Origin of the sequence: Kitasatospora herbaricolor, assembly GCF_030813695.1 — a bacterium.
GTDB lineage: Bacteria > Actinomycetota > Actinomycetes > Streptomycetales > Streptomycetaceae > Kitasatospora > Kitasatospora herbaricolor.
Genome location: NZ_JAUSVA010000002.1, coordinates 8,372,348 through 8,387,442, shown reverse-complemented (window position 1 = coordinate 8,387,442; position 15,095 = coordinate 8,372,348). Strand labels below are relative to the sequence as shown.

The following is a 15,095-nucleotide window of genomic DNA, read 5'->3' as shown; positions in this document are numbered from 1 at the left end:
CGGCGGACTCCAGCGACGAGTCCGACACCCGGTGCGACCTCCGGGGCTCCGCGCCGGACGGCCGGGCACTCCTGGGACGCGGAGCGAGCAGGACACGGAGCGAGCATGACGCGACCGGCAGCCGGGGAGCGGGCCTCCGCCTGCGCGGCCGGACCGGCGCGGTCATCATGGAATGCGGTGGACGGGCAGGAAGGACACGCGATGGAGCTGTTCCCACCGATGCCGCTCGCGCAGTGGCGGGACACCATGGAGACGCTGCACCGCTTCACACAGGTGGTGGGCAAGATCCGCCTCGCGGCGAGCGTGCGACGCAACCACTGGTGGAACGTCCCGTTCCACCTCACCGGACGCGGGCTCACCACGCGGCCCATGGGACAGGTCGACGGCAACCCGATCTTCACCATCGACTTCGACTTCGTCGACCACCGGCTGGTCGTCGCGACGGCGGACGGCAGGACGGATTCCTTCCCGCTTCCCGGCCGGTCCGTGGCCTCGTTCCACCGGCGGACGCTGGAGGCGCTGGACGCGCTGGGCGTCCGGGTGGAGATCGGGAATCCCCGGCCCTACCGGCTGGCCGACTCGGACCGCCCGTTCGCCGAGGACTTCGAGCACGCGACGTACGATCCCGTGTGGGCGAATCGCCACTGGCAGGTGCTCGGCCAGGTCGGGTCGGTGCTGGAGGAGTTCGCGGCCCGGTACTCCGGCAAGGTCAGCCCGGTCCACGTCTTCTGGCACTCGTACGACATCGCCCACACCCGGTTCCACGAACGCGCCGTGGACCAGCCCGCGCAGGTGGACCGGGTGACCCGCGAGGCCTACTCCCGGGAGCTGATCAGCTTCGGGTTCTGGTTCGGGGACGCCACGCTGGGCGAGCCGGCCTTCTACTCCTACACCGCACCCGAGCCGGCGCACCTGGCCGAGGACCGGCTCACGCCCGCGTCCGCACGGTGGATCGTGCTCGGCGGCAGCCACCTGGCGGTGCTGCCCTACGACGCGGCGCGTACCGAGCCGGATCCGCTGGCGGCCGTGCTCGCCTTCTACGAGAGCGCGTACCGGGCCGGCGCCGTCCGCGCCGGCTGGGACGTCGGCCGCCTCGCCTGCCCGGGCGGAATCACCGACCCGCTTCGGCCGCCCTCGCCGCTCTGAGCACCTCAGTGCAGGTGCAGCTGCCAGTCGGCAGGGACCTTGCCGTGCGGGCCGGGGGTCGGCTGCGACGCCGGGTGCGCGGCCGGTGCCGCCAGGTCCGGCCCCTCGTAGTACTCCTCGGTCTCCACGTTCCACAACCACGCCTCACCCGGCTCGAAGCTCGCCAGGAACGGGTGCCCCGCCTCCCGGGCATGCCGGGTGCCGTGCTGCGAGGGTGAGGAGTCGCAGCATCCGATGTGCCCGCACGCGGCGCAGCGCCGCAGGTGGAACCACCACCCGGGCCCGTCCCCCACCAGGCACTCCACACATCCGTCACCGCTCGGGGTCGCCGAGGGATCGATCCCCCGGACCGGGGTGTCAGTCATCGGACACGCCTTCCGTCGAAGGTTCGGCCGGGCGCGGGTTCGCCACCTCGACGCCCGAACCGTCGGACCACCTCTCCCGGTACCAACGGGACCACTCGCACGGAGATTCCGTGCGGAGCTGCGACGGGCCGTCCCGTCGTGCGCGCTCCCACCCTGCGGCGACCGGCCGTGCCGGCGGGAGGTGACACGGACCGACCTGCTCGCGCGGGCCCGGCGCCGGCCTTGAAGGTCGCGACCGGCTGTGCGTGACTGGAGGGAGCAACAGCGGCCCGGCCGACAGCGAGGTGCCCGGATGGGATTCATCGGCACGGTGGGACTGGTACTCCACCCCGAGCGCACCTGCGCGCCCACCGTGGAGGCCGTGGTCCGTTGGAGCCGGGCCCGGGGGACGAAGGTGCTGGGGCTGGCGGCGGAGGTGGCCAGGATCGGCTGCGAGGCCATTCCGGTGGAGGCCGAGGAGATGGCCACCGGCGCCGACCTGATGATCAGCCTCGGCGGGGACGGCACCATGCTGCGCGCCATGCGGCTCGCCACCGGGGGGCACGCCCCGGTGCTGGGCGTCAACGTCGGACGCCTGGGCTTCCTCGCCGAGGTCGACATTCCGGAGCTCCCGGCCGCACTGGACGCCATCGACGCCCGCCGTTTCACCGTGGAGGCCCGCTCCGGCGTCCGGGCCCGCTTCGGCGGCTCCCAGGAGACGGCCCTGAACGACGTCGTGCTCCTGCGCAGCCCGGGGCACAGGTCCGCGGCGGTCGCCGTACGGGTCCAGGGCGAGCCCTTCGTGGCCTACACGGCCGACGCGGTCGTCGTCGCCACGCCGACCGGCTCCACCGCGTACAGCTTCTCCGCCGGCGGGCCGATCGTCTCCCCGAACGCGGAGGGGCTGCTGATCACCCCCGTGGCTCCGCACGCCGCGTTCAACCGCTCCGTGTTCCTCTCCAGCGGCGAGCGGCTCGACCTGGAGGTCCTGCCGCAGAGCGGCGACCTCGCCGTCGAGGCGGACGGCCTGCTGGCCGGCCGGGTCTCACCGGGCGACGTCGTCGAGGTGACCATGCTGCCCGGCGCCGCACGCGTGGTGCGACTCGGGCACACCACGTTCTACCAGCGGGCCCAGCGCAAGCTCCGGCTCACCGGCTCGGCGGAACACGGCTGACTCGCGGGACCACGTGCCCACGGGCCGTCGACGGGCCGTGCCCGTCGGTCCCGTGCCCGTCGGCCGGCGCCGGCGGTCGAGCCGCCGGGCACGGGTCCCGTGCGAGGGCGGCGGCGGTCCTCCGGCACCCGGGCGCGGACCTGCGCGCACACGGCCGGGACGCGGGTGGTTTGGGGCCGGCCCGAGCGAGCAGACGGGAGCCACACAACGGCACTACCTGAAGGGCGGCACCTCATGGGCGTCATCGCGTGGATTCTGATCGGCCTGCTGGCGGGTGCCATCGCCAAGGCCCTGATGCCCGGCCGCGACCCGGGCGGCCTCATCGTCACCATACTGATCGGCATCGCCGGCGGCCTCCTCGGCGGCTGGCTCGGCAAGGTCATCTTCGGCGTCGACTCCATCGACGGCTTCTTCGACCTCTCCACCTGGGTCGCCGCGATCATCGGCTCCCTGCTGGTCCTGGTCGTCTACCGCGCCGTCGCCGGCCGACGCGCCTGACCCCACCCGGCACGCACCGGCGCACCACCCACGCGCGGGCCTGCCGAACGGACCACCGGCGACTCCGAGCCGATGGAGCAGCTCGCAGAACGGGACCCGAACGCGTAGATCGCGCACTTGTGACGCATCGGCCGGTCGTGCGCGCGCTCCCGCGGGCGGCTCGCGCACGACCGGCCGCGCTGCGGCCACCCCGGGCCGGAATCCCGGGGTGGCCGCAGTTCGCAAGTCGTGGGCGTCAGTGGACGATGCGCTCCACGATCCAGTCGACCAGCGGCTTGGTCACCTGGCTGTGCACGGTGTTCTCGCTGTCGCACTTGAACTCGTCGAGCGCGCTCTTCTCGTCGGCCCCCTCGACCTTCTCGTACGGGTCGACGTCCCACGCGGCCGGGTCGTAGTCGAGCGCGACCGCGCTGACGGAGGGGACGAAGCAGCTGAACTCGTAGGCCTCCGGGATGGTGGCGCCCAGCGCGCCCGCGATCTTGCCGAAGGAGTCGAGGGTTCCTCCGGGCGCACCGTCGAGGCCCGGGACGTACGAGGTGAAGCCCCGTCGCACCTGGCCGGCGGCCCGCATCTCGCCGATCGGCCTGCGCGCGCCGCCGTCGGGCTGGAAGTTGGCCTGGGCGTAGACGACCAGCGGAACCTGGTACTTGAACACCTCATCGCCGGGCGGCAGGTCGCGGCCGGTGCCGGTCCCCGTGCCGTTGGCCACGCCCAGCTTGCGCGGTCGCCGCGGGAACTGGCCGAGCTCGCGCAGCTCGTGCAGGAACTGGGTGCGCAGTTCGCTGGAAGTGGCGACCGGGCCCTCGAACTTCGCATCCGGGACCCAGGCGTACAGCAGCTGCTGCGCAGCCGGGCTCCTGATCAGCTCGGCCTCCTTGACCTTGCCGGGCCCGGCCGGCAGCGACTCGAAGAAGTAGGCCATCTGCTGGAGGACCAGCGGGATCCAGGCGCCGTTGTGCGGGGAGTCCCACGAGAGGTAGGTCCCGGTCTCGTGGTCCTGCTCCTTGTCCTCCATCTCGGCGAGGGCGTAGCGGGTGATGATGCCCCCCATGCTGACCCCGCCGACGATCAGCGGCGCCTTGCCCTGCCGCCGCTGGATGACCTCCTGGACGGCGCTGATCACCACACCGGCGTTGGCCTGGATGTAGGTGTGCCGCTCCTCGAACCCGACCAGGACGACGTCGATGCCCGCGGTGAGCAACTGGTCGAGGAAGCCGACGCTGCTGCCCGGGTAGGGCGCGTTGAAGTGGGCGAACAGCCCCGGCAGGTCACTACGGCCGTAGTTGAAGCCGTCCGCGAAGATGAACGGCCTTTCCAGCTCCTCGTGGCCGTCGGCGAGGTACACCGCGGCCTCTCCGAGTGCCACCTCCCGCCGGTACGGCCGGGCGGACCGCAGCGGCAAGGTGTACTTCGGCTTCCGGCCGCCGGCGCGCGCCGCGCCGAGGGGGGTGCCGAACCAGGGGCCCTGCGGCAGGTGATCGGCGAACTCCGCCGCCTTCTCGACCGAGAACGTCTCCTCCGTCTGATTCCATGTCGTTTCGACATCGATCCTGGCTTCCTGCGCCATGGGGACAGCCACCGCCTCTTCGCTGGTGTTGTTCACGAACCGGACACGGCGCGCACCGCACTGACATGCGAACAGGCCTGAAGTGCCCAGGAGTTGTCAGACCCGGCGGACATGCCGAGTTCCACCTCCGACCCTCGCGGTGACTCACCGCGGTGGCGCCATCACGCAATGTGCCGCAAGTTCGCACAAAAACCGAATCGCCGCGCCGACCGTTCGACCCGCGGCACGTGGGGGAACACGTCGGCGGCGACCGGCCGTCCGGGGCGCGAAGTCACAACTCGGCCGCACCAGTACGGCTTTCGCGGCGCCGACTCTCGATCCGCGGCCGACTCCGGCAGGCCGCGTGGATCCCGGCCCCGAGTGCCGCAGCTCCTGCCCCTCGGACCGGCCAGCGGGCGGGAATCGACACAAGGGGCGGGTGGACGACCGGGGTTCGGGGCGCCCGACCCGCGCGGGCGAGGCACGGGCAAGGCGAACGGGCCGACGCCACGAGCCGCCGACGACGCGAAGGCCGTCGGTTCCGCGTAGCGCAGCGGCGGGGGCGGAAGCGGCACTGCCCCCGGCGGTACCTTCCCGCCGGGGGCAGTGCCCACCCGCACGCGCCGACGCGCAGGCCCCGGACGAAGCATCGGCCGGGACCTGATCCGGCGGCAGGGCCCGCCGACGCGGAAGCAGCAACGACGCGAAGAGGCGGGCAGGGCAGGCAGCCGACGGTTCACGGGGGCAGCGGGCCGCCGCTGACTCAGGAGCCGTCGACCGGCCCGGCCCGGTCCCATCCGGGCGCCCGCACCTCGATCGTGAGACTTCCCGACCCGACCTCCTCGCCGCAGGTCCGGCAGGTCGACATCAGGTCGAGGTCGTGCTCGGCGCCGTGCGCCGGGTCGCGCCCGGCCGCATACCCGGCCTCGTGCCCGGAGCCCGGCCCGGCGCGATGCCGGAAGGCGACCGGCGGCGTGTCCACCGCCCAGCGATCGCCCCAGGCCAGCAGCGCGTGCATCACCGGTGCGAGGTCGCGGCCGGCCTCCGTGAGGTGGTACTCGAAGCGCAACGGGCGCTCGCTGTAGGCGTGGCGCTCGACCACGCCCACCTCCTCCAGTGCGCGCAGCCTGGCGGCGAGGCGGTCGCGGGGGGCGCCGGTGTTGCGGACGATCTGCTCGTAGCGCCGGTTGCCGTAGAAGATCTCGCGGATCGCGAGGAGGGCCCAGCGTTCGCCGACGAGTTGCAGCGCGGCGGCCGCGGAGCACGGCCGGCCGGGCACCCGGGGGTGCGGAACCGCAGTCTCGCCCTGCTTCCTGTTCGAGGTCACGCACCCATCTTCCCCCGAGTCCGTTGCGTTTTCAAACTCACATGGCTAGCCTCCCGTCCATGACAGTTGGATTTTCAAACTCACCAAGGGCCGCCCGCGCCGTGTTCGCGACGGTCGCGGCCGCGGTCTTCATGTCGAACCTCGACCTCTTCATCGTCAACGTGGCCCTCCCCGCGATCGGCCGCTCGTTCGGCGGCAGCGGCCTCGGCTCCCTCTCCTGGGTCCTCAACGGCTACGCGATCGTCTTCGCGGCGCTCCTCGTGGTCGCCGGGCGCGTCGCCGACCGCTCCGGCCACAAGCCGGTCTTCCTGACCGGGCTGGCGGTCTTCACCCTCGCCTCGGTCGGCTGCGCACTGGCTCCGGAGGTCGGGACGCTGGTCGCGGCACGGCTCGTGCAGGCCGCCGGCGCCGCGCTGCTGATGCCGACGTCACTCGCGCTGCTGCTCGACACGACGGCGCCCGAGAAGCGCGCCGGGGCGGTGCGGGCCTGGGCCTCGATCGGGGGGATCGCCGCCGGACTCGGGCCCGTGGCCGGCGGACTGCTGGTCGAGGCCGGATGGCGCTGGGTCTTCATCGTCAACGTGCCGGTGGGGCTCGCGGCGTTCGCGCTCGGTGCCAAGGTGCTGCCGTCGCCCGGCCGCGCCGGGGCGCGGAAGAGTCCGCTCCCCGACCTGCTCGGCGCCACCCTCCTCACCGGATCGATCGCCACGCTCGCGCTCGGCCTGGTCAAGGCTCCCGACTGGGGCTGGACGAGCGCCGGGACCCTCGGCAACCTCGCCGGCGCGGTGCTGCTCGGCGTCTGGTTCGTCCTGCGCTCGGCCCGCCACCCCGTACCGATCGTCGAACTGCCGCTGCTTGGGGTGCCGGCCTTCGCAGCCTCCGCCGCCGCCCTGACGCTCTTCACCGTCGCCTTCGCCGGCATGCTGCTCGGCGCGGTGCTGTGGTGCCAGGACGTCCGGGGCTACTCGGCTCTGCTCACCGGCCTCGCCATCGCGCCAGGCCCCCTGCTCGTCCCGCCGGTCGCGCTGCGGATCGGGCCCGCCGTCGCCAGATTCGGCGCGGGCCGCATCGCGCTGGCGGGGACCGTCCTGTTCGCGGCCGGCATCCTGTGGTGGGCCGCGACCCTCGACACCGGCTCGGCCTACGCGGCCTCGCTCCTGCCCGGCATGCTGCTGACCGGCCTCGGCGTCGGCATGACCGTCCCGGTCCTGACCGGGGCGTCGGCGGCCGCCCTGCCGCCGGCCCGCTTCGCCACCGGCTCGGCCATCACCTCGATGGGCCGCCAGATCGGCGCGGTCCTCGGCGTCGCGACCCTGATCGGCATCCTCGGCACCCCGGCTCCCGGACACGCCGTCGCCGCGTTCCGGCACGGCTGGTACGCGATCGCCGCCGCCTCCCTGCTCGCCGCGTGCGCGACCGTCCCGCTCGTCCGCACGCCACGACCGGTCTCCGCCGAACCGGCCGTAGCCGCAGGGACGGCGAAGAAGGCGAAGATCGGCACCACCTGACATCTGAAGGGCCAGGTCCGGCCCGGCCCTCGCGGCACGGCCGGGGCCGGGGGTCTCGTCGGAGCGGGGCGAGCGCCGCCGCGCCCCCCGGCCGCACGCGGTCGTGAGGTCCGCGGGGGTGGCGGCGTGGTCGTGCGGACCCGGAAGGCTCCCGGTGCGCCGAGCGGTCGGTGCGCCGAGCGATCGGCGTCAGCGCAGCGCGTGCCGGCCGGGGCCTCGGCGCAGCCGCAGAGCGGCGTAGGTGAGGTCGGCGACGAGGAGGGCGATCGCGATGATCAGCAGGGGAAGGAGTCCGTGGGCGACGGCGCCGATGACGCCGAGCACGATCGCCAGCAGGAGCAGGATCAGGAAGAGGACCATGGCGTGGCTACCGTTCTCCTGGGGGGTCGGTGGGCCGGGGCAGGGCGAGCGCTTCGGTGAGCTGCGCCAGTTCCTCGGGTGTGGGGCGGACGGGCCCGTCGGTGCCGTCCTCGGCGAAGGCGCGGATGCGGGGGGTGCGGATCCCCGTGAGGTCCGCGACGGCCTGCGCCGTGAGGTGCCGTCGCCGCATGGCGCGGCTCAGGATCCGGGCAAGATCGGTGTCGGTCACAGCGGCCCCTCGTCATCGGGATCCTCGTCCCCGCTCGTCTGCCCGGCTGCCGGGCAAGTAAGCCGGTCGCCGGGCTGCGGGAGAGGGGAGGGTGGGGGCGGCCCGCGCGGTCGGGTCGAACGCGCGGGCCACCGGAACCACCTCCGCCTTACCGGGGGCCGGGCGTCATCCCGTCCCCGCGAGGCTCTCGCGTGCGGCGGCGGCCACCGCCTCGGCGGTGAGGCCGAACTCGGCGTACAGCCGCCGGTGGTCGGCGGAGGCGCCGTAGTGGTCCAGGCTGACGATCCGGCCCCGCGGGCCGACCAGCTCCCGCCAGCCGAGGGCCACGCCGGCCTCCACACTCACCCGCGCGGTGAGGGCGGGCGGGAGGACCTCCTCGCGGTAGGCGCGGGGCTGGGCTTCGAACCACTCCAGGCACGGCAGGGACACCACCCGGCTCGGCACCCCCTCACCGGCCAGCAGGTCCTGGGCCGCCAGGGCCAGGTGCACCTCCGATCCGGTGGCCAGCAGCAGCACCTGCGGCCGCTCGCCGCCGGCCGGGTCGCGCAGCACGTAGCCGCCGAGGGCGGCGCCCTCCGCCGGGGCGCAGCCGTCCGGGCCGCGGTCGAGGACGGGCACCTTCTGCCGGGTCAGGGCCAGGCCGGTGGGCCGGTCGGTGTGCTCCAGCACCGCGCGCCAGCAGGCCGCCGTCTCGTTGGCGTCGGCGGGGCGCACCACGTCGAGTCCGGGAATCGCCCGGAGCGCGGCGAGGTGCTCGACCGGCTGGTGGGTGGGGCCGTCCTCGCCGAGGCCGATCGAGTCGTGCGTCCAGACGTAGATGGTCGGGAGCTTCATCAGCGCGGCCAGCCGTACGGCGGGCCGCATGTAGTCGCTGAAGGTGAGGAAGGTACCGCCGTAGGGGCGGGTCAGACTCTGCAGGGCGATCCCGTTGAGGATCGCGCCCATGGCGTGCTCACGGACGCCGAAGTGCAGGGTGCGGCCGTACGGACCGCCCTTCCACTCGGTGGTCTCCACACCCTCGGGCAGGAAGGAGGGCTCGCCGTCCATGGTGGTGTTGTTGCTGCCCGCGAGGTCGGCGGAGCCGCCCCACAGTTCGGGCAGGACGGGTGCGAGGGCGGTCAGCACCTTGCCGGAGGCGGAGCGCGTGGCGAGCCCCTCGGGGTCGGCGGGAAAGGCGGGAATCCGGGTGTGCCAGCCGTCGGGCAGCCGGGGCTCGCTCAGTCGGTCCAGCAGTGCGGCCCGCTCCGGGTTCTCGGCGCGCCAGCGCTGGTAGCGCGGGGTCCAGGCCTCGTGGAGCTCGCGCCCGCGGTCGCGGGCACGGCGGGTGCGCGCGAGGACCTCGTCCTCGACGGTGAAGGTGCGCGCGGGGTCGAAGCCGAGGAGTTGCTTCGTGGCGGCGACCTCGTCCGCCCCGAGGGCGGAACCGTGGGCCTTGCCGGAGTTCCGCAGGGTGGGTGCGGGCCAGCCGATGACGGTGCGCAGCACCAGCAGCGACGGCCGGGTGGTCTCGGCGCGCGCGGCCTCCAGCGCGTCGAGGACGGCGTCGACGTCCTCGACGTAGCGGCCGGTGCTCGTCCAGTCCACGCTCTGCACGTGCCAGCCGTACGCGCGGTAGCGGGCGGCGACGTCCTCGCTGAAGGAGACGTCGGTGTCGTCCTCGATCGAGATGTGGTTCTGGTCGTAGACCATGACGAGGTTGCCGAGGCGCTGGTGGCCGGCGAGCGAGCTGGCCTCAGCGGTGACGCCCTCCATCAGGTCGCCGTCCGAGGCGAGCACGTAGACGTGGTGGTCGAAGGGGCTCTCTCCGTCCGGGGCGTCCGGGTCGAGCAGACCGCGTTCGCGGCGGGCGGCCATGGCCATGCCCACGGCCGCGCCGAGGCCTTGGCCGAGCGGCCCGGTGGTGATCTCCACACCGCGGGTGTGCCGGTACTCCGGGTGGCCCGGGGTGGCGGAACCCCAGGTCCGCAGGGCCTTGAGGTCGTCGAGTTCCAGGCCGTAGCCGGTCAGGTGGAGCTGGACGTAGAGCGTGAGGCTGGTGTGGCCGCAGGACAGCACGAAGCGGTCGCGGCCCAGCCACCGGTCGTCGGCGGGGTCGTGGCGCAACACGTTCTGGAAGAGCAGATGGGCGAGCGGTGCCAGGCTCATGGCGGTGCCGGGGTGGCCGTTGCCGGTGCGCTGCACGGCGTCGGCCGCGAGCACCCTGGCGGTGTCGACGGCGCGGAGGTCGACGGCGTCCCAGCCGGCCCGCTCCGCGACGGGGTCGGCCAGGGACTGGTGGCGGTGGTGCGCGGGTGTGGTGCCGGGTGTCATGGGTGTACTCCCGAGGTGGTCGGACGAGGGGTGCCGCGCGGTCGGTCCGACGGCCGGGGGCGGGTCGGGCCCGTCCGCGCGTCCACCGGCGCCTACCCGGGCAGCGCCCCGCCATGAGCGCATCGGCCCGCCGTCCTGGCCGGCTTCCTCCACGTCGCCCCACCGGGCCCGCGGCAGCGGCGCAACCCCTGAGCGGAGTGCCGCTCGGCCCGATCCGGCGCCTCCACGGGAACAGGCCGCGCGACCGCGACCGCCGGCGCCGGGAGGGCGCCGGCCGGCCGTGGGCTCAGCCGCCGACGTGGATGCGCGGGCGGCGGCCGGGATCGGGTTCGTTCCTGCGGATGATCTCGCGGGTGACGGGGGCCGTGTCACCGCGGCCGAGCAGGAAGTAGCGGAACATGTGCTTGAGGGGGCTGCCCTCGGCCCAGGCGAAGTAGCAGTGCGGCCGGATGTCGGTGGTGTCGCGCAGCGCGAGCAGCAGCGCGGCGATGGCGTTGGGCGCGGCGGGTGCCTCGGCGCGCAGCACGCGGTAGCCCTCGACCTCGACGCCGTGGACGGTGAGGGTCTCGCTGAAGTCGGAGGGGTCGACCACGTCGATCTCCAGGAACAGCACGTCCGCGGCGCCGGGTACCGGGTTGTTGCCCCGCTGCTCGGCCTCCTTGTCGGCGTACTCGGCCCGGTCGCCGGCCTCGCGGCGGTTGGCGATGATGTTGATCGCGTGGTCGTGGGCGATGGTGTCGGCGAGGAACCGGCGGGCGTCGGGATCGAACACGATGCGGTCGGCGCGCAGTTCGGTGGTGCGGGTGACCCGCGAGATCACCGACACGGTGATGATGCCGGCGATGAACAGCCCGGAGATGGCGATGCCGTCCGGCTTGTCGACGATGTTGGCGACGAGCGCGTACAGGAGGACGGCCGTCAGGACGGCGAAGCCCGCGGTCGCCGCTCGCCGGTGGCGGCGCAGGGCGGAGACGGTGACGGCGAAGGCGCCGGAGACCATCATCGCGAGGACGCCCGTGGCGTACGCGCCGGCCTGGGCGTTGACGTCGGCGCCGAAGGCGATCGTGATGACGACGCACAGGGCCGTGTAGACGAGGACGACGGGGCGCACCGCGCGGGCCCACTCGGGCGCCATGCCGTAGTCGGGGAGGTAGCGGGGGACGATGTTGATCAGCCCGGCCATGGCGGAGGCGCCCGCGAACCACAGGATCAGGATCGTGCTGATGTCGTAGACGGTGCCGAACGCCGCACCGACGTGCTCGTGGGCCAGCCAGGCCAGCGCCCGGCCGTTGGCCGCCCCGCCCGCTTCGAACTCCTGGCGGGGGATGAGGACGGTGGTGACGAAGCTCGCGGCGAGCAGGAAGACGCTCATGACGACGGCCGCGGTGGTCAGCAGGCGCCGGGCGTTGCGGATCCGCGAGGCGAGCCGCTGCTCGGCGTCGGCGCCGTCCGAGGCGATGAGCGGCATCATGCTCACCCCCGTCTCGAATCCCGACAGGCCCAGCACCAGCAGCGGGAAGGCCAGCAGGGCGGGGCCCGCCAGCGCACCGACGCCGCCTCCGCCTTCGACGAGCGCCTGGGTCCACGCCGACCAGGCGCCGGGTGTGGTGACCACGTCGACCACGCCGACCGCGATGACGACGGCGTTGAGCAGCAGGAACACCGCCACCAGGGGGATCGCGACGCTGACGGCCTCGCTGAATCCCAGCAGGAACACCCCTCCCAGCAACAGCAGGAGCCCCACCGTGATGGCCACCTCATGCCCGTGCAGTGCCGTGGGGAACAGCGGGTTCTCCACCACGTGCACCGACGCGTCCGCCGTCGAGAGCGTGATCGTGATGATCCACGATGTGGCCACGAAGCCCAGCAGGACCAGCACGAACAGCTTGCCGCGCCAGAACGGCAGCAGGTCCTCCAGCATCGCGACCGATCCCGCGCCGTTCGGGCTCTCGTGCGCCACCCGCCGGTACATCGGCAGCATCCCCAGCAGCGTCAGCGCCACGATCAGCAGCGTCGCCAGCGGCGAGACCTTGCCCGCGGCCAGCGCGGCGATCGCCGGCACGTAGGCCAGGCTGGAGAAGTAGTCCACGCCGGTCAGGCACATCACCTTCCACCAGGCCTGCTTCCGGGAACGGTCCTCCCCCGCCGCCGGACCGGCCGGCTGGACCCTGTCGTGCAGCAGCCACCCCGCCAGTCCCCGGGCCGGCCGCGCCCGCAACGCGGGGTGCTCGACCACCTCGGGCACACCGAGCCCGTCCAGCGTCTCTGCCACGTCCGCCACAACCCTTCGTTCGCCCGGACACCGCGGCGGGCGCCGCGGCCCACCGGGAGGTGGCCCCGGAGCGGGCCCCGTGAGGCGGGGTACGGACCGGGTGGTCCACGGACACCCGTGTGCCCCGTGCGCGGCGCCTCATCCGTCGCCGCGCGCACCGGGCGCTCCCGTCGGGCGGTTCGCCCGCGTGGAGATCACGTCCTCACCCGGCTCCGCCCGGCCGGCCGCCGCTCGGGAGCGCACCGGCACCGGCAGCGGTTCCGGGTGCCCGGACCGCGCCGCCCGCCGGCTCAGGAGGCGCCGCGGGCCGAGACCGGCACCGACCTGCCGGGCCGGCCTCCCGGGCCGGGCGACGTGGCGACCGCGGCCGGGCCGATGCCCCCGCTCGTCCGGCCGGCGTCACCGGGCGGTCCGGACCCAGGCCAGGGACGAGGCCTACAACCAGCCCCGCTGGGCCGCCTTCAGTCCCGCCTCGAAGCGGCTCGCCGCGTCCAGCCGCTCCATCAGTGCGGCCATCTGACGCCGCACCGTACGCACCGAGACCCCCAGCCGCCGGCTCGCCATCTCGTCGGTCAGCCCGGTGGAGAGCAGCCGCAGCAGCTCCCGCTCCCCGGCGTTCAGACCCGTCCGGCCGTCCTCGGGACGGTCCGCGCCGAGCGGGACAGCGTTCTCCCAGGTCTGCTCGAAGAGCGCGACCAGCGAGGCGACGATCCCGGGTTCCTCCGTGCAGAGGGCGCCGAGCTTGGTGTGCTGCGGGTCGATCGGCACCACCGCGGTGCGCCGGTCGAAGACCAGCATCCGCGGCGGCAGCACCGGCGCGGTCCGCACCCGGCCACCGAGATCGGTCATCCACTGCGCGTAGGCGAACGTCTCCGGGTCGTTCCGGACACTGTCCTGATAGATCGTCAGCAGCCGTACCCCGCGCCGCAGCGCGTCCTCGTCCAAGGGCCGTGAGGCCGCCAGGCTGGCCGCGGACTGGGCCCCGCCGGGCATCACGGCGAGGCACTCGCCGGCGAGCCGGCCGGTGAGCACCTCCAGCTTCGCCTGGATGGCGTCGAGGCCCACCAGCCGCTCGGCACCGTCCACCAGGGTGTTGGGGCGCAGCACGGCGTACTCGGCGACGGCGCGCGCCACGGCGGCCCGGCTGACCTCCAGTTCCTGCTGGCGACGCGCGAGTTCCTCCTCCTGGCGGCGCAGCAGCAGTTCCAGGCCGCGCTCGGGGCTGACCGGCCAGAGGGCGCCGGGGCGTTCACGCGAGGCGCGCAGCAGGGTGAGGTCGGCCAGGCGGTCCAGAGCCGCGCGGATGTCGGGTTCGGGCAGGTCCAGCCGTTCGCGGAGTTCGGCGACCCCGCCTTCGGGGTCGGCCAGCATCTCGCGGTAGACGGCCTCCGCGGTTGCGTCCAGGCCCAGCAGCTCCAGCACTTCTAGACCCCTGATCGCGACGGGTTGGTGTCCGGTCGGCCCAGCCGGGCCGATCTTGTCAGCCATCGCCGGCGGCCAGCAAGGCATGATCCGGTCAAGGGTGCGCCGGGGGTGCGCCGGCGCGCCGCAGGGGGGTTGCAGCAAGCTGCCTGTCCGCTTGCTGCCGGGCGGTACCCCTCCCCCGGCGGGGTTGGCGCCGGAAGGATTCGGGTGGGCCCCCGAGGTGCGCACCACCCGCGGGGACCGTCCCCGGGAACCCCGCCCGACCCTTCGGCGCCCTGCGTCGGATGCCTCACCGCCCTCCTCCCGCCGCCCGACAGAACGGGAACCACCGTGTCCACGTCCGCCCGACTGCTCGCCGCCGCCGCCCTGGCGCTCACCCTCGCGACCGCCGCCACCCCGGCACTCGCCTCCTCACCGGCCTCGTACGCCTCCGCCGTCACTGCCGCCCCGGACACCCCGTCAGACCCGGCGCTCCCGGCCGACACGCGCGTCGACCCGGACAACCTGCCTGCTGGCGCGCCGGTTGGAGGCGCCGCACCGGCCGGGGCAGCCCTCCTCGCCACGGACAAGCCGGGGATCGGCTGGGACGACTGGATCTGACCCGCCGTGTTCGCCGTGTACCTGACCCTCCGTCCGGACCGCCCGCCGGACGTCCCTGCGGCCCCGTCGACCGACGGGGCCGCAGCGACCGGCGACGGGGTGGCCGCCGCGGTCCAGCAGGCCCTGTGGGGGTACGCCGGGCCCGCGGACGGTCTGGAGCACATCCGGGCCAGGAGCGGGCCGCGGGGGCTGGGGCTGGTCCTGTTCGTCCGGGCCCCCGACCGCTCCGAGGCCGAACGGCGGGCGAGGGCCCTGCTCGGCCGGGCGCTCGCCGAAGGGGCCGTCGGAGCCTTCGCCCTCGCTCCGCCGTAGCCCGTCCGGTCACGGATCCCCTCCTGCCCCGCAGGCGATTTCCT

The 15,095-nt window shown here is 74.1% G+C and carries 14 protein-coding genes; 6 read left to right on the top strand and 8 right to left on the bottom strand.

What is annotated here, in order from left to right:
* Positions 1 to 201 precede the first annotated feature (201 nt).
* On the top strand, positions 202 to 1,146 hold the full coding sequence (locus tag J2S46_RS36330) for a DUF5996 family protein (protein WP_191292842.1): 945 nt from the start codon (positions 202 to 204) through the stop codon (positions 1,144 to 1,146).
* Between the two features lie 5 nt (positions 1,147 to 1,151).
* Here J2S46_RS36330 and J2S46_RS36325 read toward each other — a convergent pair whose 3' ends face one another.
* Positions 1,152 to 1,511, bottom strand: coding sequence for a UBP-type zinc finger domain-containing protein (locus J2S46_RS36325; protein WP_191292841.1), 360 nt, complete (start codon positions 1,509 to 1,511; stop codon positions 1,152 to 1,154).
* Positions 1,512 to 1,803: 292 nt separating this feature from the next.
* Here J2S46_RS36325 and J2S46_RS36320 point away from each other — a divergent pair, with 292 nt between their 5' ends.
* Complete coding sequence (locus J2S46_RS36320) at positions 1,804 to 2,664, top strand: NAD(+)/NADH kinase (RefSeq protein WP_229913160.1); 861 nt, start codon at positions 1,804 to 1,806, stop codon at positions 2,662 to 2,664.
* Between the two features lie 234 nt (positions 2,665 to 2,898).
* On the top strand, positions 2,899 to 3,162 hold the full coding sequence (locus J2S46_RS36315; protein WP_307352430.1) for a GlsB/YeaQ/YmgE family stress response membrane protein: 264 nt from the start codon (positions 2,899 to 2,901) through the stop codon (positions 3,160 to 3,162).
* A 235-nt stretch (positions 3,163 to 3,397) separates the two neighbouring features.
* Here the strand turns inward: J2S46_RS36315 and J2S46_RS36310 are convergent, their stop codons facing one another.
* Together J2S46_RS36310 and J2S46_RS36305 are read right to left on the bottom strand one after the other, a co-directional pair.
* Positions 3,398 to 4,765 (bottom strand): lipase family protein, encoded by a 1,368-nt coding sequence (locus J2S46_RS36310; protein ID WP_191293252.1) that lies wholly within the window; start codon positions 4,763 to 4,765, stop codon positions 3,398 to 3,400.
* Between the two features lie 706 nt (positions 4,766 to 5,471).
* Entirely contained in the window at positions 5,472 to 6,035 is a 564-nt protein-coding gene (locus tag J2S46_RS36305) for a winged helix-turn-helix transcriptional regulator (protein ID WP_229913225.1), read from the bottom strand.
* Between the two features lie 59 nt (positions 6,036 to 6,094).
* Between J2S46_RS36305 and J2S46_RS36300 the strand changes: the two genes are divergently transcribed.
* Positions 6,095 to 7,543, top strand: coding sequence for an MFS transporter (locus J2S46_RS36300; protein ID WP_191293253.1), 1,449 nt, complete (start codon positions 6,095 to 6,097; stop codon positions 7,541 to 7,543).
* 189 nt (positions 7,544 to 7,732) lie between these two features.
* Here the strand turns inward: J2S46_RS36300 and J2S46_RS36295 are convergent, their stop codons facing one another.
* The 5 genes from J2S46_RS36295 to J2S46_RS36275 form a co-directional block, all read right to left on the bottom strand.
* A complete protein-coding gene (locus J2S46_RS36295) occupies positions 7,733 to 7,903 on the bottom strand; it encodes a hypothetical protein (RefSeq protein ID WP_191293254.1) in 171 nt (56 codons plus the stop codon).
* A gap of 7 nt (positions 7,904 to 7,910) precedes the next feature.
* Positions 7,911 to 8,132, bottom strand: coding sequence for a helix-turn-helix domain-containing protein (locus J2S46_RS36290; RefSeq protein WP_229913226.1), 222 nt, complete (start codon positions 8,130 to 8,132; stop codon positions 7,911 to 7,913).
* A 165-nt stretch (positions 8,133 to 8,297) separates the two neighbouring features.
* Positions 8,298 to 10,442 carry a transketolase gene (tkt, locus tag J2S46_RS36285; RefSeq protein WP_191293255.1) on the bottom strand — a complete coding sequence of 715 codons (2,145 nt, stop codon included), beginning with the start codon at positions 10,440 to 10,442 and terminating at the stop codon, positions 8,298 to 8,300.
* A gap of 286 nt (positions 10,443 to 10,728) precedes the next feature.
* On the bottom strand, positions 10,729 to 12,714 hold the full coding sequence (locus tag J2S46_RS36280) for an APC family permease (RefSeq protein WP_229913227.1): 1,986 nt from the start codon (positions 12,712 to 12,714) through the stop codon (positions 10,729 to 10,731).
* A gap of 435 nt (positions 12,715 to 13,149) precedes the next feature.
* Entirely contained in the window at positions 13,150 to 14,136 is a 987-nt protein-coding gene (locus tag J2S46_RS36275; protein WP_191293302.1) for a helix-turn-helix transcriptional regulator, read from the bottom strand.
* Between the two features lie 333 nt (positions 14,137 to 14,469).
* Between J2S46_RS36275 and J2S46_RS36270 the strand changes: the two genes are divergently transcribed.
* Positions 14,470 to 14,739, top strand: coding sequence for a hypothetical protein (locus J2S46_RS36270; protein ID WP_191293256.1), 270 nt, complete (start codon positions 14,470 to 14,472; stop codon positions 14,737 to 14,739).
* A gap of 6 nt (positions 14,740 to 14,745) precedes the next feature.
* Positions 14,746 to 15,051, top strand: a complete 306-nt coding sequence (locus J2S46_RS36265; protein WP_191293257.1) for a hypothetical protein — start codon at positions 14,746 to 14,748, stop codon at positions 15,049 to 15,051.
* Positions 15,052 to 15,095 lie beyond the last annotated feature (44 nt).